This is a genomic window from Streptomyces sp. NBC_00038, assembly GCF_026343635.1.
Taxonomy (GTDB): Bacteria; Actinomycetota; Actinomycetes; order Streptomycetales; family Streptomycetaceae; genus Streptomyces.
Map to the genome: position 1 here is coordinate 6,397,417 of NZ_JAPELQ010000001.1, position 25,816 is coordinate 6,423,232.

Below are 25,816 nucleotides of genomic sequence, written 5' to 3' on the forward strand. Positions count from 1 at the left end.
AAGGACATGACGGACTACGACAGACACCCCGGCATACCGGTCACCATCGTGATGCCGACGTACAACGAGGCGGCGAACCTGCCCCGCATGGCCGAGCTGGTGCTCGACCTGCCGATCGAGGGGCTGCACCTGAAGATCGTCGACGACTCCAGCCCCGACGGCACCGGGCGGATCGCCGAGGAGCTCGCGGCGAAGTACAACTGGGACGGGCGCCGCCGGATGAGCGTCCTGCACCGCACCGAGAAGGACGGCCTCGGGCGCGCGTACGTCGCGGGCATGAGCGCCGCGCTCGCGGAGGGTGCCGCGTACGTCGTCCAGATGGACGCCGACGGCAGCCACCCCGTCGAGGCGGTCCCGCGGATGCTCGGCACGGCCGTGGCCTCGAGGGTGGGCCTGGTCGTCGGCAGCCGGTACGTGGAGGGCGGGTCGCTGGACGCGGAGTGGGGGAAGCACCGCGTCCTGCTGTCCCGCTTCGCCAACCGCTACGCCCGGACCGTGCTCGGCACGAAGATCCGGGACATCACCGCAGGCTTCAACCTGTGGTCGGCCGCCACTCTGCGTGACGTGGATCTCGCGACCCTGGACAGCGCCGGCTACAGCTTCCAGGTCGAGCTGAAGTTCAAGGCCGTCCGGGCCGGGCACAGCGCCGTCGAGATCCCGATCCGTTTCACGGAGCGCACCGAAGGCGTGTCCAAGATGAACCTCGCGACGCAGCTCGAGTCGGCGCTGGTGCCGTTGCGACTGCGCATGCGCAACCGGCGGAGCTGAGAACCGGATCCGTCGGCCCGCGGGGTGGCGGGCCGACGGACGGGGACACACACAGGCCATGACTTCACAGGACCATTGAGAAAAGGGACACGACTTCACCATGAGCGGACGGCACGCGGTTCCTTCGCGGTGGGGGCACCTGTACCGCGAGATCGCGAAGTTCGGCCTGGTGGGGCTCTCGGGATTCGTCATCAATCTCGGGGTCTTCAACCTCGTCAGGAGTGTTGCCCATTGGCAGACCGTCAGGGCGAGTGTTCTGGCGACCGCCATCGCCATCATGGGCAACTATCTCGGCCTCCGGTACTTCGCGTACCGGGACCAGACCCAGGACGAACGCAGTCGGAGGAAGGAGCTGGTTCTTTTTCTCTCCTTCAGCGCGATCGGCCTGGTCATCGAGAACTCGGTCCTCTACGCGACCACCTACGGATTCGGCTGGGACAGCCCGCTCGCCAACAACATCTGCAAGCTCGTCGGCATCGGCATCGCGACGGTCTTCCGTTTCTGGTCCTACCGGACGTGGGTGTTCAGGGTTGCCGGTGGTCAACAGGACCGTACGGTGGCGGACTCGCGCGGTGGGGCGCCCGCCTTCCACGCCCCGTCGGCGGCGCCCCCCGAACCCCTCCTGGCCGCGTTCCAGGAGAAGGCGTGACCGGTCTGGCTGCCGTGCTTCAGGGCGAGCCGCGTCGGTGCTGCCGACCCGGGACTGGAAGGCGCGGGAGGAACGGGCGAGAGCTACGCCCGCGCTGTTGAAGGGTGTGGCGCCGACGTACTCGACGCCGAAGGCCGAGGCGCAGCTCGCGGAGTTCGGGAGCAGAGGTGAAGATTTGTCGTATTAGCGCCGCCTTTTGGCATTTCGAGTAGTAGTTCCGTTAATTCGAGTTAAACGTGGATTTGTTCGCTTGTGCCGCCACGACGGCCTGTGGACCCCGGCCTAGATTTCCCGGCACGTCGCCTCGCTCCCTGCGGGGCGGGTGGTCTGGGAGACCTGAATGAGTTCAATTGAGGCCGCCCGAGTGGTGAGCCCCGGGACAAGACGGCAGCAGACCCACCAGCCCCAGGCGGTCACGCCGGCGCCCCCCGGTCTGCTGCCGGTACCGCCGTCGGACGCCGAGAAATACGCCTACGCCAAGCGCCGCCTGCCGGTGCTGACCGTCACCTCGCTGGTCAGCATGGGCTGTCTGGCGGTGAGTCAGCTCCGACTGGCCTCCTCCACGCCGCTGTTGTGGCTGTTCGCCCCGTTCCTGGCGTTCACCGTGCTCTACTACGTGATCTCGCTCCGGGTGAACCTGTTCACCCCCGATTTCGATGTCGAGCGGCATCGAAGGCTCGTGGGTGACTGGCGCCCCGACACCTATCCCTCGGTCGACGTCTTCCTGCCGGTGTGCGGTGAGCCGATCGAGGTGCTGCACAACACCTGGACCCACGTCCGGGCGCTCGCGGACCAATATCCGGGCGTCTGCGAGCCGTTCGTCCTGGACGACTCGGCCAGCCCCGACCTGCGCGCCATGGCCGCCGACTTCGGCTTCCGCTACGACACCCGTGCCAACCGCGGCTGGTTCAAGAAGGCCGGCAATCTGCACTTCGGGTTCGACTGCACGGACGGCGCGTACATCCTCATCCTCGACGCAGACTTCACGCCACGCGCCGATCTGCTCCAGGAGCTGCTCCCGTACATGGAGGCGGACGAGAGGCTCGCCATCGTCCAGTCCCCGCAGTACTTCCGGGTACTCAACGCGCAGAACTGGATCGAGCGCGGGGCCGGCGCGGTCCAGGAACTGTTCTACCGGGCCGTACAGGTCTCCCGGCAGAGCCGCGACGGGGCGATCTGCGTCGGCAGCTGTGCCGTCTACCGGCGCGCGGCGCTTCAGGAGAACGGCGGCACCACCCTCATCGAGCACTCGGAGGACGTGCACACCGGCTTCGACCTGCGGCGCCTCGGCTGGGACCTGCGCTATGTGCCGGTGGCGCTGTCGGCGGGTGTGTGCCCGGACAACGCGGATGCCTTCTTCAACCAGCAGTACCGCTGGTGCGCCGGCTCGATGAGCCTGCTGGGCAGCTCGAAGTTCTGGCAGGCCAGGATCAGGCTCTCCAGCAGACTCTGCTATCTGTCCGGCTTCTTCTACTACATTCACACGGCCCTGTTCACCCTCGTCGCGCCCCTGATCCCGATCGTGCTGCTGCTGGCCTTCCCGGACAAGCCCACGGTGGAGACCCTCTGGTGGGTGCTGCCCAGCGTCATCTACACCACGCTCGTGTTCACGCTGTGGCACCGGGTTCCCTACCGCCTGGAGGCATGGGCGGTCCGCATGATGTACGGCTGGGCGCATGTCTTCTCGATCTGGGACATCCTGCGCGGCCGGCGTATGGGGTGGCGGGCCACCGGCTCCGCCGAGGCGAAGCGGAACGGGATCAAACGGCACCGGATCGGCGTGTGGCTGTGGGGCGGCGGAACCGCCGTGCTCTGGGTCGGCGCCGCCATCTGGCGCACGCTCACGCTCGACCCGTCCGATTTCGCCCTCCTTCTTTCCTCCGGACTCTTCTACGCGCTGATCGTCGGACGGGTCCTTGTACAGCCTCGTGCGATGGGAGCCAACTGATGCGCTTGTTCCGTGCCACCGCCACCCTGCTCGTACCGCTCGCCGCCGCGCTCGCGGTGACGGCCTGCAGCCCGGGCACCGCCACCGGCCGTCCCCACGCCCCGGCCTCACCGGCGGCGGCCCAGGAACTGCCCTATGACGTACGCCCGTTGCTCAAGCCGCTGAAGAAGTACTTCGGAGTCTCCCGGCCCAAGGCCCCGACCTCCATGAAGCCGGTCAGCGACTACGCCACGATGGTCGGCAAGAAGCCGAACCTCATCGCGTACTACGCCGCCTGGGGTGACGGATTCGACGCCACGGGCGTGCGCAACGCCTGGAACTCCGGCGCGCTGACCGTCGTGTCCTGGGAGCCGCAGACCATTTCCCTCACCGAGATCGCCGACGGAGCGTCCGACGACTATCTCAGGAGCTACGCGAAAGCGGCGCGCAGGCTGAACATTCCGTTCGCGATCAGCTTCGCGGACGAGATGAACGGCAACTGGGAGGAGTGGGGGATCACCAAAACCACACCCCGGGAATACGTCAGGGCCTGGCGGCACATCCACGACGTCTTCGAGGACGTCGGCGCGACCAACGTGATCTGGGCCTGGTCGCCGAACATCATCGAACCTGGCAGTGACACAGACCTGAAGCCCTTCTACCCGGGCGACAACTACGTCGACTGGGTGGGCATGGTCGGGTATTTCACCGACTGGGACCCGCACACCTTCGAGGGCCTGTTCGGGCCGACCGTCACAGAGGTGCGCAGGTTCAGCCGCTTGCCGTTGCTCGTCCTCGAGACGGGTGCCATGCCCGGCGAGTACCGGAAGGGCGACGTACGCGCGCTCTTCCAGGGCGTCACTGCCGCTCGCGACATCATCGGATTCGCCTGGTTCGACCACAACGCGCGCGCCGACTGGCGGCTGTCGGCCCATCCGGAGGGTCTCGCCGAGTTCCGGCGACTCGCCGCGAGCGACCTCTACGGCTTCGACGTGCGGAAGGTCGGATGACGTCCACAGAGCACGGCCTCCAGGTGGTCCACCCGGTTCCACCCCAGCACGGCGACCAGCAGGCCCCGGCCGCCCCGGCCTATCAGGTCCCGAAGGTCCCGGAGGCGGCCTGGAGCATGGCGGGCTGCCGTCGGCGCACCTGGGTCAGCCGGGCCGTCCTGCTGTGTGTCCTGGTATTCCAGGCGGTTCTGTCGCTCCGGCTGCACAACACCGCCTTCCAGGACGAAGCGGTCTACCTCAGCTCCGGTCATGTGCAGATCGCCCATCTGCTGCACGGCACACCCGTGCCGACCGACTACGGGAGCTACTTCTCGGGCTCTCCGCTCCTCTACCCGGTGCTGGCCGCGCTCGTCGACGCCAGGTTCGGCCTCGGCGGCGCTCGCCTGCTGAGTCTGCTCTTCATGCTCGGGGCCAACGCGCTGCTGTACGCGATGACCCGGCGGCTGTTCAGCGAGCGGCCGGCCCTCGCCGCGTCCGCGCTGTTCGCGGTGATCCCCTCCACGATCATCCTCGGCAACTTCGCCACCTACGACTCGGCGGCGGTCTTCCTGCTCGCCCTCGCGGCCTGGATCATCGTACGGACCGACCGGGCACCCCTCGCGGCGGTGCTGCTCGCCGCCCCGGTCGCGGTCCTGGCGGTCGCCACCAAGTACGCCGCCGGCCTCTATCTGCCGACCCTGGTCGTGCTCGCCGCGCTCGTCTCCTGGCCGCACCGCGGCAGGGGGAGCGTCGTGCGGGCCGTGCTGCTGGTGACCGGCGTGATCGTTCCGATCCTCGCAGGGCTCCACTACACCGACGTACTCGACGGTGTACGCGCCACCACCACCGCACGCGCACACGGCACCGACGGCGTGCGGGAGCTGCTCTGGAAGAGCACGGTATGGGGCGGGGCGATGTTCCTGACCGCCTGCGGCGGCGCCGTCGCGTACGCGCGCCGGGGCCGGATGAACGAAGCTCCGCAGGCGGCGCGCCTCGGTGTGCCGGGCGGAGTCTGGCGTGCCCTGCTGGGTGTGCTGCTGTGCGGCACCGCGCTGCTCGCCCCGGCCTACCAGATCCACCTCTCGACCTCCGTCGCCCTCTACAAACACATCGGATTCGGCCTGCTCTTCGCCGCACCCCTCGCCGGTGTCGGTCTGACCCGGCTGGTGGGCGCGCACTTCCGGCATCCGCAGCTGGCCTGTGTCGTGTGGGTGACCATGCTCTGCGTGGGGCTGACCAAGTCGGCCGAGTGGTTCGCCTCCTGGCCCGATTCGAGCCGGCTCAACACGGCCCTTCGGCAGTACGTGAAACCGGGCGAAGGCCGCTATCTCGCGGCTACGCCCAATGTGCCCGTGTACTACCTGCGGGACATCACCGCCCAGGCCAGCTGGAGCTCGCTCTACTACATCGGCTACCAGGACGCCCGGGGCGCCGTGCACCACGGTGTGGACGGCTACCGCAAGGCGCTCGCCGACGGCTGGTTCGACCTGGTCGTGCTCGACGGGGTCGCGAGCGAACTGGACGGCCCCGTCGCGGCGGCGGTGCGCAGCAGCGGCCGGTACCGCCTGCTGGCCACGGTGCCGTTCGGCAACGACCAACAAGGCCACTACCGGATCTGGGTGAAGCGATGACTTCCTTGAGCACGGATCCTGTCGTCCGGCCGTCCCGTACCGCCAGTACGGAAGACGTCGGCCCGCCGACGGCGCGCGACCGCAGGTGGGTCCCGGCACTCGTCTTCCTGCTGCCCACGGCCGTCGCGCTGGTCTGCGTCCTGCGCGGCATCGGGCATCGCCAGCTGTGGCGTGACGAGCACTGCACCTGGTGGGCGTCCTCGATCAGATTTCCGGACCTGGGCGTTCTCATCGGGCACATCGATGCGGTCTTCGCGCCGTTCTACGCACTGATGCATTTCTGGATCGCGCTCGCCGGAACCTCACCTGCCGCCCTGCGGCTGCCCGAGGCGCTGGCCATGGCGGCGTCGGCGGGGTTGCTGGGGCTCGTCGGGCGGCAGCTGTTCGGCACGCGCGCGGGTCTGGTCGCGAGTCTGCTGTTCGCCCTGCTTCCGACGGTCACGCGGTACGGACAGGAGGCGCGCCCGTACGCCTTCGCGGTGTTGTTCTCCCTGCTCGCCACGCTGATGCTGCTGCGTGCTCTGGAGCGGCCGACCCTCAAGGGCTGGGCGCTCTACACGTTGGCGATCGCCCTGACCGGGCTTACCCACCTGGTGGCTCTCTGCGTGCTGGCGGCCCACCTGGTGGCGGTCCTGCGGGCCAGACGCGGCGGTGACCCGATCGCGCACTGGGCGTTCGGCTGCGCGGTGGTGATGGGCACGTCGGCAGTCATCCCGATGATGGTCCAGGGCTCGGGGCAGGCCGGCCAGATCGCCTGGAACAACGTGGTCCTACGGGACCTGACCACGTACCCGGCGGAGCTGTTCGGGTCCTGGTTCTCCGGCGCGGTAGTGATGGGCCTCGGGGTCGTGGGGCTGCTGACGGCGGGACGCAAGGCCGTCGTGCCCCTGGTCTGGGCCGTGCTCCCACCGGCTCTCACCTTCCTCACGTCCGACCAGCTCCATCTCTTCCTGCCCAGGTATCTGCTGTTCACCATCCCGGGCTGGCTGCTGCTCGCGGCCGCCGGTGGGGTCCGGTGCGCGGATGCGCTGGCCCGGGCGCGGTGGACGGGCCGCTGGGGCCGGGTGACGGGCGGGGTGCTGGTGACCGGCGCCGTGGCCGGGTTTGCCCTCCAGGTACTGCCCGCCGTCGCGACGGCGAGTCAGGATCTCCCGGACGAGCCCGATTTCGCGGGCGCGGGGCGCGTGGTGAAGGTCGCACAGCGGCCCGGCGACGGGATCGTCTTCAACGGCACGTTCGGCGTGCGCAAGGCCATGGCGTACGAGCTCCGGAGAGGCGCTCGGCCCAAGGACGCGCTGATGAAGCGGACGCCGCAGCAGACCGGCTGGTACGCGGCCGACGAGTGCGACGTGCCCGCCGCCTGCCTGGCCGGCCACCGGCGACTTTGGCTGGTGTCGACCGCGGTGGTCGATCCCCGCGCCGACATGAGACCGAGCACGGCCGCGGCGCTGGACGGCCGGTTCGAGGTGGTGCGCACCGAGCGGCTGCACCAAGTGACGGTCCAACTGCTGGAGCGCCGCAGTGGCTGACTGTCCGGGCCGGCCGACCGCTGCCGAAGGCCGCTATTCGTTGGCCGCTGTCGAAGCCTGTGCCTCGCCACGTCGCCGGATCTGCCGGAAGGTGAACTCCGCGAGGTCGTCGCCGGTGGTGAAGACCGTGGTGTCCTTTGTTGTCACGTCCTTGCCGTTGGTGAAGCCGGCGAGGGTGAAGTAGGCGTAGCGGCCGTAGGAGTTCGTGGTCGAGCGGCAGACCGCTGAGTCGCAGAAGGGCTTGACCTTTCCGCCGGCCAGCGAGGCGATGATGCTCTTCGCGTCGGCGTCGCCCTTGGCCTTGGCGGCCTGGGCCTCGGTGTCGAAGACGGCCACGCCGACCGTGACCGCCATGCCGTCCTTGCTGTAGGTGACGCGCAGGAGGCGCGTGCACTTGTTCTTGGTGAGGACCGTGGCGAGCGTGCCCTTCGCGGCCGCGGCGCAGTTCGTTGTGTCGGCCGTCGGGCCCTTCGTGTAGACGCGGTCACCCATGGTCAGCGTCGAGCCGGGGAAGAGGAGGCCGGGGCTGAGCGGTGCCGTGTCCTTCTTCACGCTGGATATGAAGTCCTTCGGGTCCAGCGGGGGAGGGGCCGAGGTCGGCGCGAAGGACGGTTCCGGCGCGGTGACGTCGCTCGGGATGTCCGCGGTGGGGGGCAGGTTGCTGGGCGAGTTCGAGGCCTGGCTGCTGCCGTTCGCGGACACGACGGCCACCGCGACGGCGACGCCGACCGCGACCGTGGCGAGCGCTCCGCCGCTGATCAGCAGCACTCTGCGGCGCTTGTTGCGCGACTCGGAGGCGTCGGCGAGCGCCGCCCAGTCCGGAGTCCGGTCGTCCGTCTGGCTGCCCCACTGAGGCCGCTGCGATCCCGAATTCCAGGGGTCCCACGGGGGCTGCCCCTGCCCACCCTGCCCATAGCTCATGTGCCGCATCTTAGACGGGGGTTGGGGTGTGCCGTTCCGCTTCAGCGGGCACTCGATTCCTGGTGTGCGGTGAGCCCGTACGGGCAAAAGTGACATCTCCGGGTGGTTGGTGCGTCGCGGTTCCCGGGGTGCGAGGGGTCGCGAATATTTCGTACGGTTGTACTAGACGTTGCCGGTCGCGGTGGCGGCCGTAGGGGCGCGTTTTGACCCTTCCGGGGCCGCCCGAGTACTCTTGCATTTCGTTATGCGTATCGGCTTGGTCGTTCTCACGCGAGAGGCCCTTACGTAGGTTCCCTGGAGCAGTTACCAGTGGGCGGCATACGGGCATCGTTCCCGGCACTGTCGTCCCCAGCTGCATGATCGCTTCAGTGATGCCATGTGTCAGGACCCATCCACTGAAGAAGCGAAGGCTACGAAGTGCGTACGTATAGCCCCAAGCCCGGCGACATCACTCGCCAGTGGTACGTCATCGACGCTCAGGATGTCGTCCTGGGTCGTCTGGCGACCACCGCCGCGAACATCCTTCGGGGCAAGCACAAGCCGATCTACGCCCCTCACGTCGACGCCGGTGACTTCGTCATCATCATCAACGCCGACAAGGTGCACCTCTCCGGCAACAAGAAGACCCAGAAGCTGGCGTACCGCCACTCCGGTTACCCGGGTGGTCTGCGCTCCGTCCGTTACGACGAGCTGCTGGCGAAGAACCCCGAGAAGGCCGTCGAGAAGGCCATCAAGGGCATGATCCCCAAGAACACCCTGGGCCGTCAGGTGCTCTCGAAGCTGAAGGTCTACTCGGGCGACCAGCACCCGCACGCTGCCCAGCAGCCGGTGCCGTTCGAGATCACCCAGGTCGCGCAGTAGTTCCGGCCACCCCCTAAGACACAGAGAATTCTGAGGAGAATCGTGGCCGAGACCACCGTTGAGCAGCCGGTCGAAGAGACCGAGGGCGAGCTCGTCGAGAACGTCGAGAACTACACCACCGAGTCCGAGGTCCCCGTCGAGGGCGAGTACACCTCGGAGTCGCTCGCGGGCCGCTTCGGCGACCCGCAGCCGGCCGCCGGCCTGGGCCGTCGCAAGAACGCCATCGCCCGCGTCCGGATCGTCCCGGGCACCGGCAAGTGGAAGATCAACGGTCGCACCCTTGAGGACTACTTCCCCAACAAGGTGCACCAGCAGGAAGTCAACGAGCCCTTCAAGGTGCTCGAGCTCGACAACCGCTACGACGTCATCGCCCGCATCACGGGTGGCGGCGTCTCCGGTCAGGCCGGTGCGCTCCGTCTCGGTGTCGCCCGCGCGCTGAACGAGGCCGACGTCGACAACAACCGCGGCGCCCTCAAGAAGGCCGGCTTCCTCAAGCGCGACGACCGTGCGGTCGAGCGCAAGAAGGCCGGTCTCAAGAAGGCCCGTAAGGCCCCGCAGTACAGCAAGCGTTAATCTTCGCTGCCTGCTCGTACGCCTAGCACGTGTGGTCGGCCGATCACGTGTGGTTACGCGTAGTACGTCCGAACGCCCCGGCGGCACGCCACAGTGCCGTCGGGGCGTTCGTTTATCACAGCCTTAGGCGTATAACGGCACAAGGTGCTCAAAGGCTCGTGTGATCGGATGACGTCCGAATTCTGAAGCTTTCTCAGGAGGACAAGTGGGACGACTCTTCGGCACGGACGGCGTGCGCGGTGTCGCCAACGCGGACCTGACGGCCGAGCTCGCGCTCGGCCTCTCCGTCGCGGCGGCGCACGTACTGGCCGAGGCGGGCACGTTCGAAGGCCACCGGGCGGTCGCGGTGGTCGGGCGTGACCCTCGCGCGTCCGGGGAGTTCCTGGAGGCCGCAGTGGTCGCCGGGCTGGCCAGCGCGGGCGTGGACGTCCTGCGCGTCGGTGTGCTGCCCACCCCCGCGGTGGCGTACCTCACCGGTGCGCTGGGCGCCGACCTCGGCGTGATGCTCTCCGCCAGCCACAACGCCATGCCCGACAACGGCATCAAGTTCTTCGCCCGCGGCGGCCACAAACTCGCCGACGAGCTGGAGGACCGGATCGAGGGCGTCTACGAGGAGCACCGCACCGGCGCTCCCTGGGACCGGCCGACCGGCTCGGGCGTGGGCCGCGTCCGCAGTTACGACGAGGGCTTCGACCAGTACGTCGCCCACCTCATCGCCGTACTCCCGAACCGCATCGACGGTCTCAAGGTCGTCCTCGACGAGGCGCACGGTGCCGCCGCCCGGGTGTCGCCCGAGGCCTTCGCGCGCGCCGGTGCCGAGATCATCACGATCGGCGCCGAGCCGGACGGGCTCAACATCAACGACGGATGCGGCTCCACCCACATGGAGAAGCTCCAGGCCGCCGTCCTCGAACACGGTGCCGACCTCGGCATCGCGCACGACGGCGACGCCGACCGCTGCCTCGCCGTGGACCACACGGGTGCCGAGGTCGACGGGGACCAGATTCTGGCTGTACTCGCGCTGGCGATGCGGGAGCGTTCCGCACTGCGCTCCGACACCGTCGTCGCGACTGTCATGTCCAATCTGGGCTTCAAGCTGGCCATGGAGCGCGAGGGCCTGGCCTTCGTGCAGACGGCGGTCGGCGACCGTTACGTCCTGGAGGAGATGAAGCAGCACGGGTACGCGCTCGGCGGCGAGCAGTCCGGGCACGTGATCATCCTCGACCACGCCACCACCGGCGACGGCACGCTGACCGGGCTGCTCCTCGCGGCCCGGGTCGCTCAGTCCGGTCGTACGCTCCGGGACCTCGCGTCCGTCATGGAGCGGCTGCCGCAGGTACTCATCAATGTGCCGGACGTCGACAGGTCGCGAGTGGGGACCTCCGCCGAACTGGCCAGCGCCGTGGCCGACGCCGAGCGTGAACTCGGTTCCACCGGGCGGGTGTTGCTCCGTCCGTCCGGCACCGAGCCGCTCGTACGGGTGATGGTGGAGGCCGCCGACATCGACCACGCTCGGTCGGTTGCCGGGCGGCTCGCGGACGCGGTGAAGTCGGCGCTCGGCTAAGCCACTTCAGGTGTACGCGCGCGCTGTCTCGCCCAGAACCACTTCTGGGCGAGCAGCGTGAGCGTGCCGGCGGCGATGATGCCGCCGAGGTTGGCGAGGAGCTGCCAAGTGGAGCCCCACGTCTGGGAGTAGTCGGTGTAGCTGAAGGCCACCGCCGCGTTCGCGGCCGCCGGGACCGTGGTCACCGAGATCGCGACGCCGATCAGCGCGCCGGACTTCGCGGACGTGAGGGAGAGAGTGCCGGCGATACCGGCCAAGAAGGCCACTACGAACGACATCCAGTCGGGCTTGTAGATGAAAGCGGTGTTCGGCCGGGCCGCCTCCACCATCGACCTCTCGAACAGCCCGAGCGCGTCCAGCAGCCAACTGAAGCCCGCCGTCAGCACCATGGCGATCGCGAACCCGGCGAGCAGCGCCCACAGCGACCGCCACACCAGGTGCGGGGCCCGCTGCACCAGCGCCGTGGAGATCCCGGCGAGCGGCCCGAACTCCGGGCCCACGGCCATCGCGCCGACGATCAGGATCGCGTTGTCGAGCATCACACCGCAGGCCGCGAGCATCGTCGCGACCGCCAGGAGCCCCACATAGGTGACGGTGAGCGTCGACTCCTCGTGCGTCGCGTCCGTCAGGTGCTCCCACAGCACCGCGTCCACACCCTCGCCCGGCGCCTCGTCCTCCGCCTTGTCGGCGCGCTTCGACAGTGACAGGTCGATGTTCTCGACGGCGATCGAGCCGGTCTTGTCGAGCTCCAACTCCTGCAGGTCGCTGATGAGTTCGTCGCCCGCCTCGCGCGCGACGTCGACCATCACGACGTCTCCGGCAGGGTTGCGGGCGGCGCCCGGCACGACCACGAGATGGGCGGTGCCGACCGTGTTCTCGATCAGGCGCACCACGTCGTCCGTCTTGTCGGCCGGGGTGATCAGGCGCAGATGCAGCATGACGTCTTTCTACACGGCTCGCATGGACCGCTAAAGCTTGCGCAGGCTCAGCCTCTGCACCTTGTGGTCCGGGCCCTTGCGTACGACGAGGGTCGCGCGGCCCCGGGTGGGCGCCACGTTCTCCAGCAGGTTCACCTTGTTGATGGTCCGCCAGGTCGTACGGGCGTAGTCGAGGGCTTCCTCCTCGGAGACCTGGGTGTACTTGCGGAAGTACGAGGAGGGGTTCTGGAAGGCGGTGGCGCGGAGCTTGCGGAAGCGGTTGAGGTACCAGGCCTCGATGTCCTCGGCGCGGGCGTCGACGTACACGCTGAAGTCGAAGTAGTCGGCGAGACCGACGCGGGTGCGGCCGTCCTTGCCGGGCAGGGCGGGCTGCAGGACGTTCAGGCCCTCGACGATCAGGATGTCGGGGCGGCGGACCGTGAGCCGCCGGCCGGGGACGATGTCGTAGATCAGGTGCGAGTAGACGGGGGCCGTCACCTCGTCCTTGCCCGCCTTGATGTCGGCGACGAACCGGGTGAGCGCGCGGCGGTCGTACGACTCGGGGAAACCCTTCCTCGACATCAGGCCGCGTGCTTCGAGCTCATCGGTGGGGAGCAGGAAGCCGTCCGTGGTGACCAGCTCGACGCGCGGGTGCTCGGGCCAGCGGGAGAGCAGGGCCTGCAGGAGACGGGCGACCGTGGACTTGCCGACGGCCACCGAGCCCGCGACGCCTATGACGAAGGGCGTGCCGGACTGGGAGCCCTTCTCGCCCAGGAAGGTGTTCAGAGCGCCTCTGAGCCCGTCGGTGGCACCGACGTACAGATTGAGCAGTCTGGACAGCGGCAGGTAGATGTCCCGCACCTCGTCGAGGTCGATGACATCGCCCAGGCCGCGCAGCTTCTCGACCTCCTCGGCGTTCAGCGGGAGCGGCGTCTTTTCGCGCAGCGCGCTCCACTCGGCACGGGTGAGGTCGACGTAGGGAGTCGCCTCCGGCTTGGACCGGTGGGCGCTCCGCGGCAACGAGGAGACCGGAGAGATCACCAGTCCATTGTTACGGGAGTGTGGACGGGATGGGACGTGGGGTCCGTCACGCGGGCTACTCCGGGGGGAGCGCTGGGAGGGGTGGGAATTTCCGATATCGGGCACGACGTGCCGGGTTGGGGCGGGGGTCGGCCCTTAGGCTGCCGCCATGTGCGGAATCGTGGGATACGTGGGGTCGCAGTCGGCGCTTGACGTGGTGATGGCCGGACTGAAGCGACTGGAGTACCGGGGGTACGACTCGGCGGGTGTCGCCGTGCCGGCGGACGGGGGGCTCGCCGCCGCGAAGAAGGCCGGGAAGCTGGTCAACCTGGAGAAGGAGCTGGTCGAACGGCCGCTGCCGACCGGGTCGACCGGGATCGGGCACACTCGGTGGGCCACGCACGGCGGGCCCACGGACGCGAACGCCCACCCGCACCTCGACAACGCCGGACGGGTCGCCGTCGTCCACAACGGGATCATCGAGAACTTCGCGGTGCTCAGGGCCGAGTTGGCGGAGCGCGGGCACCATCTGGCCTCCGAGACGGACACCGAGGTGGTCGCGCATCTGCTCGCCGAGGAGTTCTCGGTCTGCGCGGACCTGGCGGAGGCCATGCGGCTGGTGTGCCGGCGCCTGGAGGGCGCGTTCACGCTGGTGGCGGTGCACGCCGACGAGCCGGACGTGGTCGTCGGGGCGCGGCGGAACTCGCCCCTCGTGGTGGGCGTTGGAGAGGGCGAGGCCTTTCTCGCCTCGGACGTCGCCGCGTTCATCGCCCACACGCGGTCGGCGATCGAGCTGGGTCAGGACCAGGTGGTCGAGCTGCGCCGGGACGGGGTGACGGTCACCGGCTTCGACGGCCTCCCCGCCGACGTGCGCGCCTTCCACGTGGACTGGGACGCCTCGGCGGCAGAAAAGGGGGGCTATGACTACTTCATGCTCAAGGAGATCGCCGAGCAGCCCAAGGCGGTCGCCGATACGTTGCTGGGGCGCATCGATGCGGCCGGCCTGCTGACTCTGGACGAGGTGCGGATCCCGGTCCACGAGCTTCGCGAGATCGACAAGGTCGTCATCGTGGCGTGCGGGACCGCTTTCCATGCCGGGTTGATCGCCAAGTACGCCATCGAGCACTGGACGCGGATCCCGTGCGAGGTGGAGCTCGCCAGCGAGTTCCGGTACCGGGATCCGATTCTGGGTGCGCGGTCCCTGGTGATCGCGATCTCGCAGTCCGGCGAGACCATGGACACCCTCATGGCGCTGCGGCACGCCCGCGAACAGGGCTCCAAGGTGCTGGCGATCTGCAACACCAACGGCTCGACGATCCCGCGCGAGTCGGACGCGGTGCTGTACACGCACGCCGGTCCGGAGGTCGCGGTCGCCTCGACCAAGGCGTTTCTGACGCAGCTGGTCGCCTGCTACCTGGTCGCGCTGTACCTCGGTCAGGTACGCGGCACCAAGTGGGGCGACGAGATCCTGGCCGTGATCCGCGACCTGTCCCAGATCTCCGCTTCCGTCGATCAGGTCCTGGAGACCATGGAGCCGGTACGGGAGCTGGCGCGGTCCCTCGCCGACAAGAACACGGTGCTGTTCCTCGGGCGGCACGTGGGCTATCCGGTCGCACTGGAGGGCGCGCTCAAGCTCAAGGAACTGGCGTACATGCACGCCGAGGGCTTCGCGGCGGGTGAGCTGAAGCACGGGCCGATCGCGCTGATCGAGGACGACCTGCCGGTGGTGGTCGTCGTGCCGTCGCCTCGGGGCCGGTCCGTCCTCCACGACAAGATCGTGTCCAACATCCAGGAGATCCGGGCGAGGGGTGCGCGGACGATCGTGATCGCGGAGGAGGGGGACGAGGCGGTGGTGCCGTACGCGGACCACCTCATCCGGATCCCGGCCACGCCGACGTTGCTCCAACCGCTGGTGGCTACAGTGCCGTTGCAGGTCTTCGCCTGCGAGCTCGCCACGGCTCGGGGGAACGAGGTGGATCAGCCTCGGAACCTGGCGAAGTCGGTGACGGTGGAGTGAGCCGGCTTCAGGGCGGGCTTGCTGCCGCCTAGAGGTGGGTTGGCGTGGGCGCGGTCGGGCCTCGCTTGCACGCCGGGTGGGCTCGGCGGCGGACGGCCGGTGGCGGGGGGTAGGGGTTCCCGGCGGGGTTATTTTGAGGGCCGAGGCTTGACGAGACGGACCGTATCGTCTAGTTTCATGTTTGTCGGTCGGCAGCGGGGGCTCCTGCTGCTCGCCACATGACCCTGTCACCCAGCAAAGGACTGCTCTTGCACTGTGCTTCCGTCGGCACCACCGTCACTGCTTCTCCTCTCACCACGTCTCAGATCGCTCTCGCCGAGGTGACCAAGCGCTACGGCGACCGCATGGTGCTGGACCGCGTGTCCCTCACCGTCCGGCCGGGCGAAAAGGTCGGGATCGTCGGGGACAACGGCTCTGGGAAGTCCACGCTCCTGCGGCTGCTGGCGGGACAGGAGCCCGTCGACAACGGCAGCCTGACCGTCATCGCACCGGGCGGGATCGGCCACCTGCGCCAGACTCTCGATCTGCCCGGTTCGGCGCGCGTGGGCGACGCCGTGGATGACGTACTGGGCGAACTGCGCGCCCTGGAGCACCGCATTCGTGTCGCCGAGGCCGCACTGGGCACGGCCGGCACTGCCGAATTGGAGCGCTACGCCGCGCTGGTGGCCGAGTTCGATGCGCGGGGCGGGCACGGAGCGGATCGCCGGGTCGACGTGAACCTGCGCCGGCTAGGCGAGCACACACCACTGGACCGGGAGCGTGCGCTGAGCACCCTCTCCGGAGGGCAGCGCTCCCGCCTCGCCCTCGCCGCGACGCTCGCCCTGGCCCCCGAACTGCTGCTGCTCGACGAGCCGACCAACGATCTGGACGACGAGGCCGTGGCCTGGCTCGAAGGGCATCTGCACCGTCATCGGGGCACGGTCGTCGTGGCCACGCACGACCGGGCGTTCCTGGAACGCGTCACCGACACCATCCTGGAAGTCGACCACGATCAGCGGACGGTCCGGCGCTACGGCAATGGATACGCCGGCTTCCTCGCCGCCAAGGCGGCCGCCCGGGCCCGGTGGGCGTGGGATCACGAGCAGTGGCGCAATGAGGTCGCCCGACAGGAACACCTCGCGGACTCCAGTATCGGCACGCTGGCCGAGATCCCCCGCAAGGCGCCGTGGGCCTTCAGCGGTGCTGGCGCTTTCCGAGCGCGCTCGCGGGCGCACGGTGCACAGAGTCGCATCCGGAACGCACGCGAGCGGCTGCAACGGCTCACGGAACACCCCGTGCCGCCCCCTCCTCAGCCACTGCGCTTCACAGGCCGCGTCGAAGGCACGCCGACCGTCGACGAATCATCAACGGCCGTGCACCTGGAAGGTGTCCTGGTCGAGGGGCGGTTGCAGATTCCTTCGCTGAAACTCGCCGCTGGTGACCGACTCCTCGTCACCGGCCCCAACGGAGTCGGCAAAAGCACACTTCTCCAACTGCTGGCAGGGGAACTGACGCCTGACGACGGCATCGTGCGCCGACCGCGCCGGGTCGGATTCCTACGTCAGCAGAGCGCGCCCGACGAAGCCTTCGACGCCCGAACGCTGCTCGCGGCATTCGCAGCCGGCCGGGCGGGGCACCCCGACGAACACGCCGACGTACTCCTCGCGCTCGGCCTGTTCCACACCTCCGACCTCACCGTCCCCGTACGGAACCTGTCCGTCGGCCAGCGCCGCAAGCTCGAACTGGCCCGCCTCGTGACGGCCGGCCCGCTCGACCTGCTGCTCCTCGACGAGCCGACGAACCACCTGGCCCCCGCCCTGGTGGAAGAAATCGAGGCAGCCCTGGCCCGCTACACCGGCACCCTGGTCGTGGTGACACACGACCGCCTCCTGCGCGAACGCTTCCACGGCACCCGCCTGGAGCTGGCCCCGGGGGAGAGGTGAGAGCGGCGGTGCTGGATCGCCGTAGGGTCTCGGCATGAGCATCATCGGGGTCGGTATCGACGTGGCCGAGATCGACCGGTTCGCGGCGTCTCTGAAGCGGACGCCCGGGCTGGCCGAGCGGCTGTTCGTGGAGAGCGAGTTGCTGTTGCCGAGCGGTGAGCGGCGGGGGGTCGCCTCGCTCGCGGCCCGCTTCGCGGCCAAGGAGGCCGTGGCCAAGGCTCTGGGCGCTCCGGCGGGCCTGCACTGGACGGACGCCGAGGTCTACGTCGAGGACAGCGGGCAGCCGCGGTTGAAGGTGACGGGCACGGTGGCCGCCCGCGCGGCCGAGCTGGGCGTGCGGTCCTGGCATGTGTCGCTGAGCCATGACGCGGGTGTGGCCTCGGCTGTGGTGGTGGCGGAGGGATAGCTGCGGGAAACTCGACCGTATGCGTACTGCGTACAGCGTGGAGACCGTACGGACTGCTGAGCGGGAGCTGATGGCGCGGCTCCCGGAGGGGGCGTTGATGCAGCGCGCCGCCGCCGGACTGGCCGTCGCCTGCGCCCAGTTGCTGGGGCGGGTGTACGGGAGCCGGGTCGTGCTGCTGGTGGGGAGCGGGGACAACGGCGGGGACGCCCTGTACGCGGGGGCGCGGCTGGCGGGGCGTGGGGCCGGTGTCACGGCTGTCCTGCTCAGCCCCGAACGCACGCACCCAGGAGGCGTCGCGGCGCTGCGCCGGGCGGGCGGACGGACCGTGAGCCCGGCCGCCGCCGAGGAGTTCGTCCGCCGGGCCGATCTCGTCGTCGACGGGATCGTCGGGATCGGGGGCAAGGGCGGGCTCCGGCCCGACGCGGCGGCGCTGGCCGATCTCGTCGACGGTTCCCGCGCGGCTGTCGTCGCCGTCGATCTGCCGAGCGGGGTCGAGGCGGACACCGGCGAGGTGCGCGGGGCCGCTGTCCGCGCCGACCTCACGGTCACTTTCGGGACGCACAAGCCGGGGTTGCTGATCGATCCGGCGCGGGAGTACGCCGGGTCGGTGCGGCTTGTCGACATCGGGCTCGGGGCCGAACTGCCTGCCGAGCCCGAGTTGGAGGCTCTGCAGCACGTGGATGTGGCGGCGCGGCTGCCGGTGCCGGGGGCGGCGAGCGACAAGTACCGGCGGGGGGTCGTCGGGATCGCCGCCGGGTCGGCGCGGTATCCGGGGGCGGCCGTGCTTGCCGTGGCCGGGGCCTTGCGGGGTGGGGCGGGGGCCGTGCGGTACGTCGGGCCCGCCGGGGGCGCGGTCCTCGCCCGCTTTCCGGAGACGCTGGTGTCCGATCAGGGGCCCAAGCATGCCGGGCGGGTGCAGGCGTGGGTGGTGGGGCCGGGGGCCGGGGACGATGCGTCGGGTGTGGGGGAGGCGCTGACGGCCGATGTGCCCGTGTTGCTGGACGCGGACGGGTTGCGGCTGGCCTCGCGGGCGGTGGTGCGGGGGCGGGGGGCGCCGACTTTGATGACCCCGCATGCGGGGGAGGCGGCGGCGCTGCTTGGAGTCTCGCGGGAGTCCGTCGAGGGGGCTCGGCTGGCTGCCGTGCGGGAGCTTGCGGGGCTTTATGGGGCGACTGTGCTGCTCAAGGGGTCTACGACGTTGGTCGCTGACGCCGGGGGTGGGGTGGTGCGGGTGAATTCGACGGGGACGGGGTGGCTGGCCACCGCCGGGAGTGGGGACGTGTTGTCGGGGCTTGGGGGGTCGTTGCTTGCGGCGGGGTTGTCCGCGTTGGATGCGGGGAGTGTGGCTGCGTATTTGCATGGGCTTGCGGGGCGGTTTGCTGCGGATGGGGCGCCTGTGGGGGCGCATGACGTGGCTGATGCGATTCCGGGTGCCTGGCGGGATGTGTGTGGCTGAGGTGAGTGTTTTTCGCCCCCTCCGCCCCTACCCGTCCCTTGCCCCTGGGGCTCCGCCCCAGACCCCGCTCCTCAAACGCCGGAGGGGCTGAAACTTTCCCCGGCCGGCGCTGAAATCTTTCGCCCCGACCACATTCTTTCGCCCCAGCCGCAGATCTTTCAGTGCTGGCGGCAGATCTTTCTCCCCTGCCGGGGCGAGCTTTCTCCCCGTCCGAGGCGAGCTTTCTCCCCGTCCGGGGAAAGATCTTTCAGCCCGTCCGGCGTTTGAGGACGAGCGCGTCAGCGCGATGCGGGGGTCTGGGGGCGGCAGCCCCCAGGTACGGGACGGGTAGGGGCGGAGGGGGCGAAGAAGACCCCACCCCAGCCCGCCTAACGGGCGACCCCCTCCGCGCGGCTCACCCGTGGGCGCCTTTCCATTGCGTATGGCTGATCACATGATCAGCAGACGAATGACGTGTCGTGGGATCGCGGTGATGCTCGCCGCGGTGACCGTCCTGCCTGTCGGGGCGGCGTATGCGGAACCTGTTCCCCCCGCTTCCGGGCCGGAGGCGGAGCTCGTGCCCGGGGTGCCGCCGGGGCCGTACCAGCCGTGGCAGATCGATACGCCCGACCAGGTGCTGGCGCCGAAGGTGTACACGCCGACCGTCGCGGAGGACACGGCCGAGCCGCGGGACGCGATGGAGGCGACGTACGCGCTCGTCGAGTACGTGCCGCTCGGGGACGCCGCCGCCAAGGTCGCGTGCAGCAAGCGGACCGGGCCCTACCAGCGGCAGGTCGAGCGGTGGCTGAAGCTGAAGGTGGACGGGAAGCAGTTGGGCGCCGACTGTCTCGCCATCCGTGCCTTCCAGACGAAGCACAAGATCAAGCCGAACATCGGCTTCGCCGGGCCCGTCACCTGGGCCCAGATGCAGTTGCTGTCGGCGAAGAAGAACCCGAACGCGGCCAAGAAGTGTCCTGTCCGGTCGTACCGCGTGGCCTGTGTGGATCTCACCCGTCAGCTCACCTGGGTGCAGAAGGGGAAGAAGGTCGTCTACGGGCCGGTGCCGATGAGGAGCGGGCGGGCCGGGTACCGGACGCGGACCGGGTGGAAGAAGGTCTACTGGAAGCACAAGAACCACTGGTCGACGCTCTACAACACCCCCATGCCGTACGCCCAGTTCTTCGACGGCGGACAGGCCTTCCACGCCGTCTACGGCAGCATCAACACCACGGTCGGCTCGTGGGGCTGTGTGAATCTGCGGCTCGCCGACGCCCGCAAGCTGTGGGGCGTCCTCAAGAAGGGCGACCGGGTTTACGTATGGGGCCGCCGGGCCGGTACCTGAGTGCCACCGGTGCCCGGGTGCTGTCGGACCCCTCTGAGACACTGGGGACGCTATGAACGAGACAGCACCCCTGCGCGCCCGCGCCGAGATCGATCTGGCCGCACTCCGGGCCAATGTGCGGACCCTGCGCGCCCACGCGCCGTCCGCGGCCCTGATGGCCGTGGTCAAGTCCGACGCGTACGGCCACGGGGCGGTCCCGTGTGCCCGCGCGGCGCGCGAGGCGGGCGCCGCCTGGCTCGGCACCGCCACCCCCGAGGAGGCCCTCGCGCTGCGGGCGGCGGGACTGCCGGGCCGGATCCTGTGCTGGCTATGGACGCCCGGTGGCCCCTGGGCCCAGGCCATCGAGGCCGACCTCGATGTGTCGGTGAGTGGTTTGTGGGCCCTGCGGGAGGTCACCCAGGCGGCCCGCGACACCGGCGCACCCGCCCGCGTCCAGCTCAAGGCCGACACCGGCCTCGGGCGGAACGGCTGCGGGCCCGCGGACTGGCCCGAACTCGTCGCCCAGGCCCTGCGCGCCGAGGCCGACGGACTGATCACCGTCACCGGCCTCTGGTCGCACTTCGCCTGCGCCGACGAACCCGGCCACCCCTCCATCCAGGCCCAACTCACCCTTTTCCGCGAGATGGTGGCGTACGCCGAGGAGCGGGGCGCCCGCCCCGAGGTGCGGCACATCGCCAACTCGCCCGCCACGCTGACCCTTCCCGAGAGCCACTTCGATCTCGTACGCACGGGAATCGCGGTCTACGGCGTCTCGCCGAGCCCCGAGATCGGCACCCCCGCCGACTTCGGCCTGCGCCCGGTGATGACGCTCAGCGCGTCGCTCGCCCTGGTGAAGCACGTGGAAGGGGGGCACGGCGTCAGCTACGGGCATCACTACATCACCCCCGGCGACACGACCCTCGGCCTCGTGCCCGTCGGGTACGCGGACGGCATCCCGCGTCACGCCTCCGCCACCGGACCCGTGCTGGTCGGCGGCAAGCTGCGGACGGTCGCCGGTCGGATCGCGATGGACCAGTTCGTCGTCGACCTCGGCGGGGACGAGCCGGAAGTCGGTGCGGAGGCCGTGCTGTTCGGGCCCGGCGACCGGGGCGAGCCGACCGCCGAGGACTGGGCACGGGCCGCGGGAACAATTGCGTACGAAATCGTCACCCGGATCGGAACCCGCGTACCGCGTGTGTACGTGAAGGTGAATGACGAACAAAACGGGTAACAGCGAATAGGTGTGCGGCGCAGGCGCGCCTGTACCTCCAACGGTGCGGAACACGGCAGTAACCACGGCAGTACCCCGAACAGTGCAGAAACCGGCGAAGAGGAGCGGGAAGTGAGCGAGAGCAGCGCGGAGGCCGTCGCGAGTGCGGCCTCGGCGGTCGCCGCCTCCGCCGGGAACTGGCGCAAGGCAACCGGTATCGCGGGCGTCGCCATAGGCGTGGTCGCGGCCGGCGCCGCCGCCGGAGTCGCCATAGAGCGGCTCACGGTCGGCCGCGGCATGCGGGAGCGGGCCCGGCTCGCCCTCGACTCCGCGGGACCGTACGGCGCGCTGCGCGGCACCCCCGGCAAGGCGTACGCCGATGACGGCACCGAGCTGTACTACGAGGTCGACGACGTCGAGCCCGAGGCTCCGCTCGGCGGTCGCCGGCGGCGTCTCTTCGGCCGCAAGGCCCCGGCCCCCGTCACCGTCGTCTTCAGCCACGGCTACTGCCTCAACCAGGACTCCTGGCACTTCCAGCGGGCCGCGCTGCGCGGTGTGGTGCGCATGGTGCACTGGGACCAGCGCAGCCACGGGCGGTCCGGGCGGGGCGTCGCCCAGGTCGAGGAGCACAAGCCGGTCACCATCGACCAGCTCGGCCGGGACCTGAAGGCCGTCATCGACGCGGCCGCGCCCGAGGGGCCGATAGTGCTGGTCGGGCACTCCATGGGTGGCATGACGGTGATGGCGCTGGCCGACCAGTACCCCGAACTGATCCGCGAAAGGGTCGTCGCCGCCGCGCTCGTCGGTACGTCCTCGGGGCGGCTCGGCGAGGTCAACTTCGGGCTGCCCGTCGCGGGCGTCAACGCCGTGCGGCGGGTGCTGCCCGGTGTGCTGAAGGCGCTCGGACAGCAGGCCGCCCTGGTGGAGCGGGGGCGGCGGGCCACGGCCGATCTGTTCGCCGGGGTCATCAAGCGTTACTCGTTCGCGGGACGGGACGTCGACCCGGCCGTCGAGCGGTTCGCCGAGCGGATGATCGAGGGCACGCCGATCGACGTGGTCGCCGAGTTCTACCCGGCGTTCACCGAACACGACAAGACCGAGGCGCTCGCGTACTTCGCCGACATGCCCGTCCTCGTCCTCGCCGGGGTCAAGGACCTGGTGACCCCGAGCGAGCACAGCGAGGCGATCGCCGATCTGCTGCCGGACGCCGAGCTGGTGCTCGTGCCGGACGCCGGACACCTCGTGATGCTTGAGCACCCCGAGGTCGTCATAGACCGTCTCGCGGACCTCCTCATGCGCGCGGGCGCCGTCCCGGCAGGAGCTACCGTTGGTGGCTATGGAACGACCAGCAGCACCGCACAACCCGGCTGAGCCCGCCGCGGCGGGGGCCCGCGTCCAGTTCACCGTCAACTCCCCTGAACAAATGCGCGAGTTGGGCCTCCGCCTGGCCAAGCTGCTGCGCGCGGGTGACCTCGTGATGCTGAACGGCGAGCTCGGCGCGGGCAAGACGACACTGACGCGCGGCCTCGGCGAGGGTCTCGGGGTGCGGGGCGCGGTCACCTCCCCGACCTTCGTCATCGCCCGCGTGCACCCCTCTCTCGGCGACGGTCCGCCGCTGGTCCACGTGGACGCGTACCGCCTCGGCGGCGGGCTCGACGAGATGGAGGACCTCGATCTCGACGTCTCGCTGTCCGACTCGGTGATCGTCGTGGAGTGGGGCGAGGGCAAGGTCGAGGAGCTCACCGACGACCGGCTGCACGTCGTGATCCACCGGGCCGTTGGGGACACCACGGACGAGGTACGGCACGTGACGCTGACCGGGCTCGGGGGGCGCTGGGCGACGGCTGATCTGAGTGTGCTTTCAGCCTGAACGCAGGCGGGCGCCGAGCCCCGGTACAGCCGGGCGCGGCCGTTTCTTCGTACATTCGAATAACGTTCCGACAAGACGTCGGCAAGATGTTGCTTTTCGCGTCCCGGGCGTGGTCACATGGACATCAGTCCGTGGTTAGGTCTACCTAACCACGGTGGCCCCCGAAGCTCAGGAGGCGTCCATGTCGGCTTCAGAACGGTCGGCTTCAGAGCGTGACGTGCCGGTGCGACAGCAGGCGCCGCGGGTAGCTGCCGGGGTGTCGATGCGGGATCTGCTGGCGTCGTGCGCCGCGGCCGAAGCGGTGTCGCGGGCGCCGCTCGCGCCACTGCCCGAGGTGCCCGGGGTTGAGCAGCCCCGCAAGGCCGCCTAGTTTTCCCCTGCGGGTCCGGTGGGGGCTTGTCGCGCAGTTCCCCGCGCCCCTAAAGGGGCGCTCTACTGGACGACCACTACCTTGACGCCGACCGTTGCGAAGTTCCACATCGCGTCGCCGTCCGCTCGGGACTCTCGGATGCCGCCGAGCTTCTTCGAGGCGCTCGGGGCGGCCGTCGAGCCGTTCACCGCGGCGCTGAAGCCGATCGCGATGCCGTCGACCGACGTGAACCGTACGACGTGCTCGATCTGCACTCCGTCCGACCCGGCGGTCGAGTTGGTGCGCGTGGTCACGGCGTACGTGCCCGCGGTCGGATCCACCGTGCCGGGTGTCACCTCGAACGTGCGCTGCACCTTGTTGTTCGCGGCGACCAGCCACACACGGTCGTCGTCGGTCGAGTAGACGACCCGCTCACCGGCGCCGGACGCGGTGGGCAGCGCCGTCGGGTTCGCCGTGTTCTTGGGGGTCTTCGAGGCGGAGGCCTTGGGCGACGCGCTGGTGTCCGCTTTGCCCAGGGTGTCCGGCACGCTCGCGGACGCCTGGTAGGCGAGGAAGCCGACTGCTGCGATCGCCGCCACGGTGAGCCCGGCCACGAATCCCGAGCTGCTCCTAGCCACCTTGTGTGCCCACCTCTCGAACCGTGTTCTGACCCTGTACGCCTCTTGTGTTGACGTTAGCAGCCGGGGCCCGGCAGACCGGGGCGGCCGTGCCTTGCCCCCGGGCGCCGTAGGCTGTTTGCGTGCTCTTGCTCGCTCTGGATACCGCCACCCCCGCAGTGACCGTCGCCCTGCACGACGGCACGTCCGTCATCGCCTCGTCGAGCCAGGTGGACGCGCGTCGGCACGGGGAGCTGCTGCTGCCGGCCGTCGACCGGGTACTCGCCGAAGCCGGCCTGCGTCTCGACGCCGTCACCGGCATCGTGGTCGGCGTCGGCCCCGGCCCCTACACCGGGCTCCGCGTCGGCCTGATGACCGCCGACACCTTCGGGCTCGCACTCGGCGTGCCCGTGTACGGCCTGTGCACCCTCGACGGGCTCGCCTACGCGTCCGAGATCGAGGGTCCCTTCGTCGTGGCCACCGACGCGAGACGCAAGGAGGTCTACTGGGCGCGGTACGCCGATCCCCGTACCCGCGTGTCGGAGCCCGCCGTGGACCGGCCCGCGGACCTGGACCTCGGCGGCCTGCCCGCCGTCGGCGCGGGTGCGCTGCTCTACCCCGACACCTTCCCGGACGCCCGCGCGCCCGAGTACGTCTCGGCCGCCGCGCTCGCGTCCCTGGCCGCGGAGAAGCTCGCGGCGGGCGAGGAAATCCCGGCTCCCCGGCCGCTCTACCTGCGCCGCCCGGACGCCCAGGTGCCCAAGAACTACAAGGTGGTCACCCCCAAGTGACCACCGAGCTGCGCGAGATGCGCTGGTGGGACATCGATCCCGTACTGGAGCTGGAGAAGGACCTCTTCCCCGAGGACGCCTGGTCGCGGGGGATGTTCTGGTCCGAGCTGGCTCATTCGCGAGGTCCGGAGGCGACGCGGCGGTATGTCGTGGCCGAGGAGGGCGGGCGCCTCGTCGGGTACGCGGGACTCGCGGCCTCCGGTGACCTCGGTGACGTACAGACGATCGCCGTGCGCCGCGAGCAGTGGGGCACCGGGCTCGGCGCACGGCTGCTGGCCGAACTGCTGCGGGCCGCGACCGCGTTCGAGTGCGCCGAGGTGCTGCTCGAGTGCCGGGTGGACAACGTCCGCGCGCAGAAGCTGTACGAGCGCTTCGGCTTCGAGGCCATCGGTTTCCGGCGGGGCTACTACCAGCCGGGGAACATCGACGCCCTGGTGATGCGCCTCCACACGGCGTCCGACAGCGGCTCCGCCGCGGGTTCCCCCTCAGTAAACGGCGTACAAGGAACAGAGATCAATGGTTGAGATCA

At 69.7% G+C, this 25,816-nt stretch carries 24 protein-coding genes; 20 read left to right on the forward strand and 4 right to left on the reverse strand.

Annotation, left to right across the window (positions count from 1 at the left end):
- The first annotated feature begins 6 nt into the window (after window positions 1-6).
- From OG219_RS29155 to OG219_RS29180, 6 genes are all read left to right on the forward strand, one after another.
- Window positions 7-768, forward strand: a complete 762-nt coding sequence (locus OG219_RS29155; RefSeq protein WP_266831367.1) for a polyprenol monophosphomannose synthase — start codon at window positions 7-9, stop codon at window positions 766-768.
- A gap of 100 nt (window positions 769-868) precedes the next feature.
- Window positions 869-1,417, forward strand: a complete 549-nt coding sequence (locus tag OG219_RS29160; protein WP_266831369.1) for a GtrA family protein — start codon at window positions 869-871, stop codon at window positions 1,415-1,417.
- A gap of 520 nt (window positions 1,418-1,937) precedes the next feature.
- A complete protein-coding gene (locus OG219_RS29165; protein WP_266836266.1) occupies window positions 1,938-3,365 on the forward strand; it encodes a glycosyltransferase family 2 protein in 1,428 nt (475 codons plus the stop codon).
- Window positions 3,365-4,354 carry a glycoside hydrolase family 26 protein gene (locus OG219_RS29170; RefSeq protein WP_266831371.1) on the forward strand — a complete coding sequence of 330 codons (990 nt, stop codon included), beginning with the start codon at window positions 3,365-3,367 and terminating at the stop codon, window positions 4,352-4,354. The genes OG219_RS29165 and OG219_RS29170 overlap by 1 nt, the downstream gene beginning before the upstream one ends.
- On the forward strand, window positions 4,351-5,964 hold the full coding sequence (locus tag OG219_RS29175; RefSeq protein WP_266831373.1) for a glycosyltransferase family 39 protein: 1,614 nt from the start codon (window positions 4,351-4,353) through the stop codon (window positions 5,962-5,964). The genes OG219_RS29170 and OG219_RS29175 overlap by 4 nt, the downstream gene beginning before the upstream one ends.
- Window positions 5,961-7,493 carry a glycosyltransferase family 39 protein gene (locus OG219_RS29180; protein ID WP_266831375.1) on the forward strand — a complete coding sequence of 511 codons (1,533 nt, stop codon included), beginning with the start codon at window positions 5,961-5,963 and terminating at the stop codon, window positions 7,491-7,493. The genes OG219_RS29175 and OG219_RS29180 overlap by 4 nt, the downstream gene beginning before the upstream one ends.
- 33 nt (window positions 7,494-7,526) lie before the next feature.
- Here the strand turns inward: OG219_RS29180 and OG219_RS29185 are convergent, their stop codons facing one another.
- Window positions 7,527-8,414, reverse strand: coding sequence for a hypothetical protein (locus OG219_RS29185; protein ID WP_266831377.1), 888 nt, complete (start codon window positions 8,412-8,414; stop codon window positions 7,527-7,529).
- A 417-nt stretch (window positions 8,415-8,831) separates the two neighbouring features.
- Here OG219_RS29185 and rplM point away from each other — a divergent pair, with 417 nt between their 5' ends.
- The 3 genes from rplM (at window position 8,832) to glmM (ending at window position 11,412) form a co-directional block, all read left to right on the forward strand.
- Entirely contained in the window at window positions 8,832-9,275 is a 444-nt protein-coding gene (gene rplM / locus OG219_RS29190) for a 50S ribosomal protein L13 (RefSeq protein ID WP_010986363.1), read from the forward strand.
- A gap of 42 nt (window positions 9,276-9,317) precedes the next feature.
- Window positions 9,318-9,848, forward strand: a complete 531-nt coding sequence (rpsI, locus tag OG219_RS29195) for a 30S ribosomal protein S9 (protein ID WP_266831380.1) — start codon at window positions 9,318-9,320, stop codon at window positions 9,846-9,848.
- A 205-nt stretch (window positions 9,849-10,053) separates the two neighbouring features.
- Complete coding sequence (glmM, locus tag OG219_RS29200) at window positions 10,054-11,412, forward strand: phosphoglucosamine mutase (RefSeq protein ID WP_266831382.1); 1,359 nt, start codon at window positions 10,054-10,056, stop codon at window positions 11,410-11,412.
- On the opposite strand, the gene OG219_RS29205 is transcribed toward glmM, so the two are convergent.
- Together OG219_RS29205 and coaA are read right to left on the reverse strand one after the other, a co-directional pair.
- Entirely contained in the window at window positions 11,409-12,350 is a 942-nt protein-coding gene (locus OG219_RS29205; protein ID WP_266831384.1) for a DUF389 domain-containing protein, read from the reverse strand. The genes glmM and OG219_RS29205 overlap by 4 nt on opposite strands.
- A gap of 30 nt (window positions 12,351-12,380) precedes the next feature.
- The gene (gene coaA / locus OG219_RS29210; protein ID WP_266831386.1) at window positions 12,381-13,370 is read right to left on the reverse strand and encodes a type I pantothenate kinase; all 990 of its coding nucleotides are present in this window, start codon (window positions 13,368-13,370) and stop codon (window positions 12,381-12,383) included.
- A gap of 148 nt (window positions 13,371-13,518) precedes the next feature.
- Between coaA and glmS the strand changes: the two genes are divergently transcribed.
- From glmS to OG219_RS29255, 9 genes are all read left to right on the forward strand, one after another.
- On the forward strand, window positions 13,519-15,366 hold the full coding sequence (gene glmS, locus OG219_RS29215; protein ID WP_266831388.1) for a glutamine--fructose-6-phosphate transaminase (isomerizing): 1,848 nt from the start codon (window positions 13,519-13,521) through the stop codon (window positions 15,364-15,366).
- A gap of 344 nt (window positions 15,367-15,710) precedes the next feature.
- Complete coding sequence (locus tag OG219_RS29220; RefSeq protein WP_266836267.1) at window positions 15,711-17,288, forward strand: ABC-F family ATP-binding cassette domain-containing protein; 1,578 nt, start codon at window positions 15,711-15,713, stop codon at window positions 17,286-17,288.
- A 34-nt stretch (window positions 17,289-17,322) separates the two neighbouring features.
- Window positions 17,323-17,694, forward strand: a complete 372-nt coding sequence (locus OG219_RS29225; protein WP_266831390.1) for a holo-ACP synthase — start codon at window positions 17,323-17,325, stop codon at window positions 17,692-17,694.
- A gap of 19 nt (window positions 17,695-17,713) precedes the next feature.
- Complete coding sequence (locus tag OG219_RS29230; RefSeq protein WP_266831392.1) at window positions 17,714-19,150, forward strand: NAD(P)H-hydrate dehydratase; 1,437 nt, start codon at window positions 17,714-17,716, stop codon at window positions 19,148-19,150.
- 433 nt (window positions 19,151-19,583) lie between these two features.
- The gene (locus OG219_RS29235; RefSeq protein WP_266831394.1) at window positions 19,584-20,471 is read left to right on the forward strand and encodes a L,D-transpeptidase; all 888 of its coding nucleotides are present in this window, start codon (window positions 19,584-19,586) and stop codon (window positions 20,469-20,471) included.
- 52 nt (window positions 20,472-20,523) lie between these two features.
- On the forward strand, window positions 20,524-21,681 hold the full coding sequence (gene alr / locus OG219_RS29240) for an alanine racemase (RefSeq protein WP_266831396.1): 1,158 nt from the start codon (window positions 20,524-20,526) through the stop codon (window positions 21,679-21,681).
- A 111-nt stretch (window positions 21,682-21,792) separates the two neighbouring features.
- Window positions 21,793-23,031 carry an alpha/beta fold hydrolase gene (locus OG219_RS29245; RefSeq protein WP_266455907.1) on the forward strand — a complete coding sequence of 413 codons (1,239 nt, stop codon included), beginning with the start codon at window positions 21,793-21,795 and terminating at the stop codon, window positions 23,029-23,031.
- The gene (tsaE, locus tag OG219_RS29250) at window positions 22,997-23,530 is read left to right on the forward strand and encodes a tRNA (adenosine(37)-N6)-threonylcarbamoyltransferase complex ATPase subunit type 1 TsaE (protein ID WP_266831398.1); all 534 of its coding nucleotides are present in this window, start codon (window positions 22,997-22,999) and stop codon (window positions 23,528-23,530) included. The genes OG219_RS29245 and tsaE overlap by 35 nt, the downstream gene beginning before the upstream one ends.
- A gap of 181 nt (window positions 23,531-23,711) precedes the next feature.
- A complete protein-coding gene (locus OG219_RS29255) occupies window positions 23,712-23,900 on the forward strand; it encodes a hypothetical protein (protein WP_266831400.1) in 189 nt (62 codons plus the stop codon).
- 62 nt (window positions 23,901-23,962) lie between these two features.
- Here the strand turns inward: OG219_RS29255 and OG219_RS29260 are convergent, their stop codons facing one another.
- The gene (locus OG219_RS29260; protein ID WP_266831402.1) at window positions 23,963-24,517 is read right to left on the reverse strand and encodes a hypothetical protein; all 555 of its coding nucleotides are present in this window, start codon (window positions 24,515-24,517) and stop codon (window positions 23,963-23,965) included.
- Between the two features lie 122 nt (window positions 24,518-24,639).
- Between OG219_RS29260 and tsaB the strand changes: the two genes are divergently transcribed.
- Together tsaB and rimI are read left to right on the forward strand one after the other, a co-directional pair.
- Window positions 24,640-25,287: a tRNA (adenosine(37)-N6)-threonylcarbamoyltransferase complex dimerization subunit type 1 TsaB gene (gene tsaB / locus OG219_RS29265; RefSeq protein ID WP_266831404.1), complete on the forward strand. Its 648-nt coding sequence runs from the start codon at window positions 24,640-24,642 to the stop codon at window positions 25,285-25,287.
- Between the two features lie 17 nt (window positions 25,288-25,304).
- A complete protein-coding gene (rimI, locus tag OG219_RS29270; protein WP_266463855.1) occupies window positions 25,305-25,811 on the forward strand; it encodes a ribosomal protein S18-alanine N-acetyltransferase in 507 nt (168 codons plus the stop codon).
- Window positions 25,812-25,816: the final 5 nt, after the last annotated feature.

Excerpts from the sequence above, each read along its gene's own strand:
- OG219_RS29155 (WP_266831367.1), top strand. The coding sequence starts at position 7 with ATGACGGACTACGACAGACACCCCGGCATACCGGTCACCATCGTGATG.
- OG219_RS29160 (WP_266831369.1), top strand. The coding sequence starts at position 869 with ATGAGCGGACGGCACGCGGTTCCTTCGCGGTGGGGGCACCTGTACCGC.
- OG219_RS29165 (WP_266836266.1), top strand. The coding sequence starts at position 1,938 with ATGGGCTGTCTGGCGGTGAGTCAGCTCCGACTGGCCTCCTCCACGCCG.
- OG219_RS29170 (WP_266831371.1), top strand. The coding sequence starts at position 3,365 with ATGCGCTTGTTCCGTGCCACCGCCACCCTGCTCGTACCGCTCGCCGCC.
- OG219_RS29175 (WP_266831373.1), top strand. The coding sequence starts at position 4,351 with ATGACGTCCACAGAGCACGGCCTCCAGGTGGTCCACCCGGTTCCACCC.
- OG219_RS29180 (WP_266831375.1), top strand. The coding sequence starts at position 5,961 with ATGACTTCCTTGAGCACGGATCCTGTCGTCCGGCCGTCCCGTACCGCC.
- OG219_RS29185 (WP_266831377.1), bottom strand. The coding sequence starts at position 8,414 with ATGAGCTATGGGCAGGGTGGGCAGGGGCAGCCCCCGTGGGACCCCTGG.
- OG219_RS29205 (WP_266831384.1), bottom strand. The coding sequence starts at position 12,350 with ATGCTGCATCTGCGCCTGATCACCCCGGCCGACAAGACGGACGACGTG.
- glmS (WP_266831388.1), top strand. The coding sequence starts at position 13,519 with ATGTGCGGAATCGTGGGATACGTGGGGTCGCAGTCGGCGCTTGACGTG.
- OG219_RS29220 (WP_266836267.1), top strand. The coding sequence starts at position 15,711 with ATGGTGCTGGACCGCGTGTCCCTCACCGTCCGGCCGGGCGAAAAGGTC.
- OG219_RS29225 (WP_266831390.1), top strand. The coding sequence starts at position 17,323 with ATGAGCATCATCGGGGTCGGTATCGACGTGGCCGAGATCGACCGGTTC.
- OG219_RS29230 (WP_266831392.1), top strand. The coding sequence starts at position 17,714 with ATGCGTACTGCGTACAGCGTGGAGACCGTACGGACTGCTGAGCGGGAG.
- OG219_RS29235 (WP_266831394.1), top strand. The coding sequence starts at position 19,584 with ATGATCAGCAGACGAATGACGTGTCGTGGGATCGCGGTGATGCTCGCC.
- alr (WP_266831396.1), top strand. The coding sequence starts at position 20,524 with ATGAACGAGACAGCACCCCTGCGCGCCCGCGCCGAGATCGATCTGGCC.
- tsaE (WP_266831398.1), top strand. The coding sequence starts at position 22,997 with ATGGAACGACCAGCAGCACCGCACAACCCGGCTGAGCCCGCCGCGGCG.
- OG219_RS29255 (WP_266831400.1), top strand. The coding sequence starts at position 23,712 with ATGTCGGCTTCAGAACGGTCGGCTTCAGAGCGTGACGTGCCGGTGCGA.
- rimI (WP_266463855.1), top strand. The coding sequence starts at position 25,305 with ATGCGCTGGTGGGACATCGATCCCGTACTGGAGCTGGAGAAGGACCTC.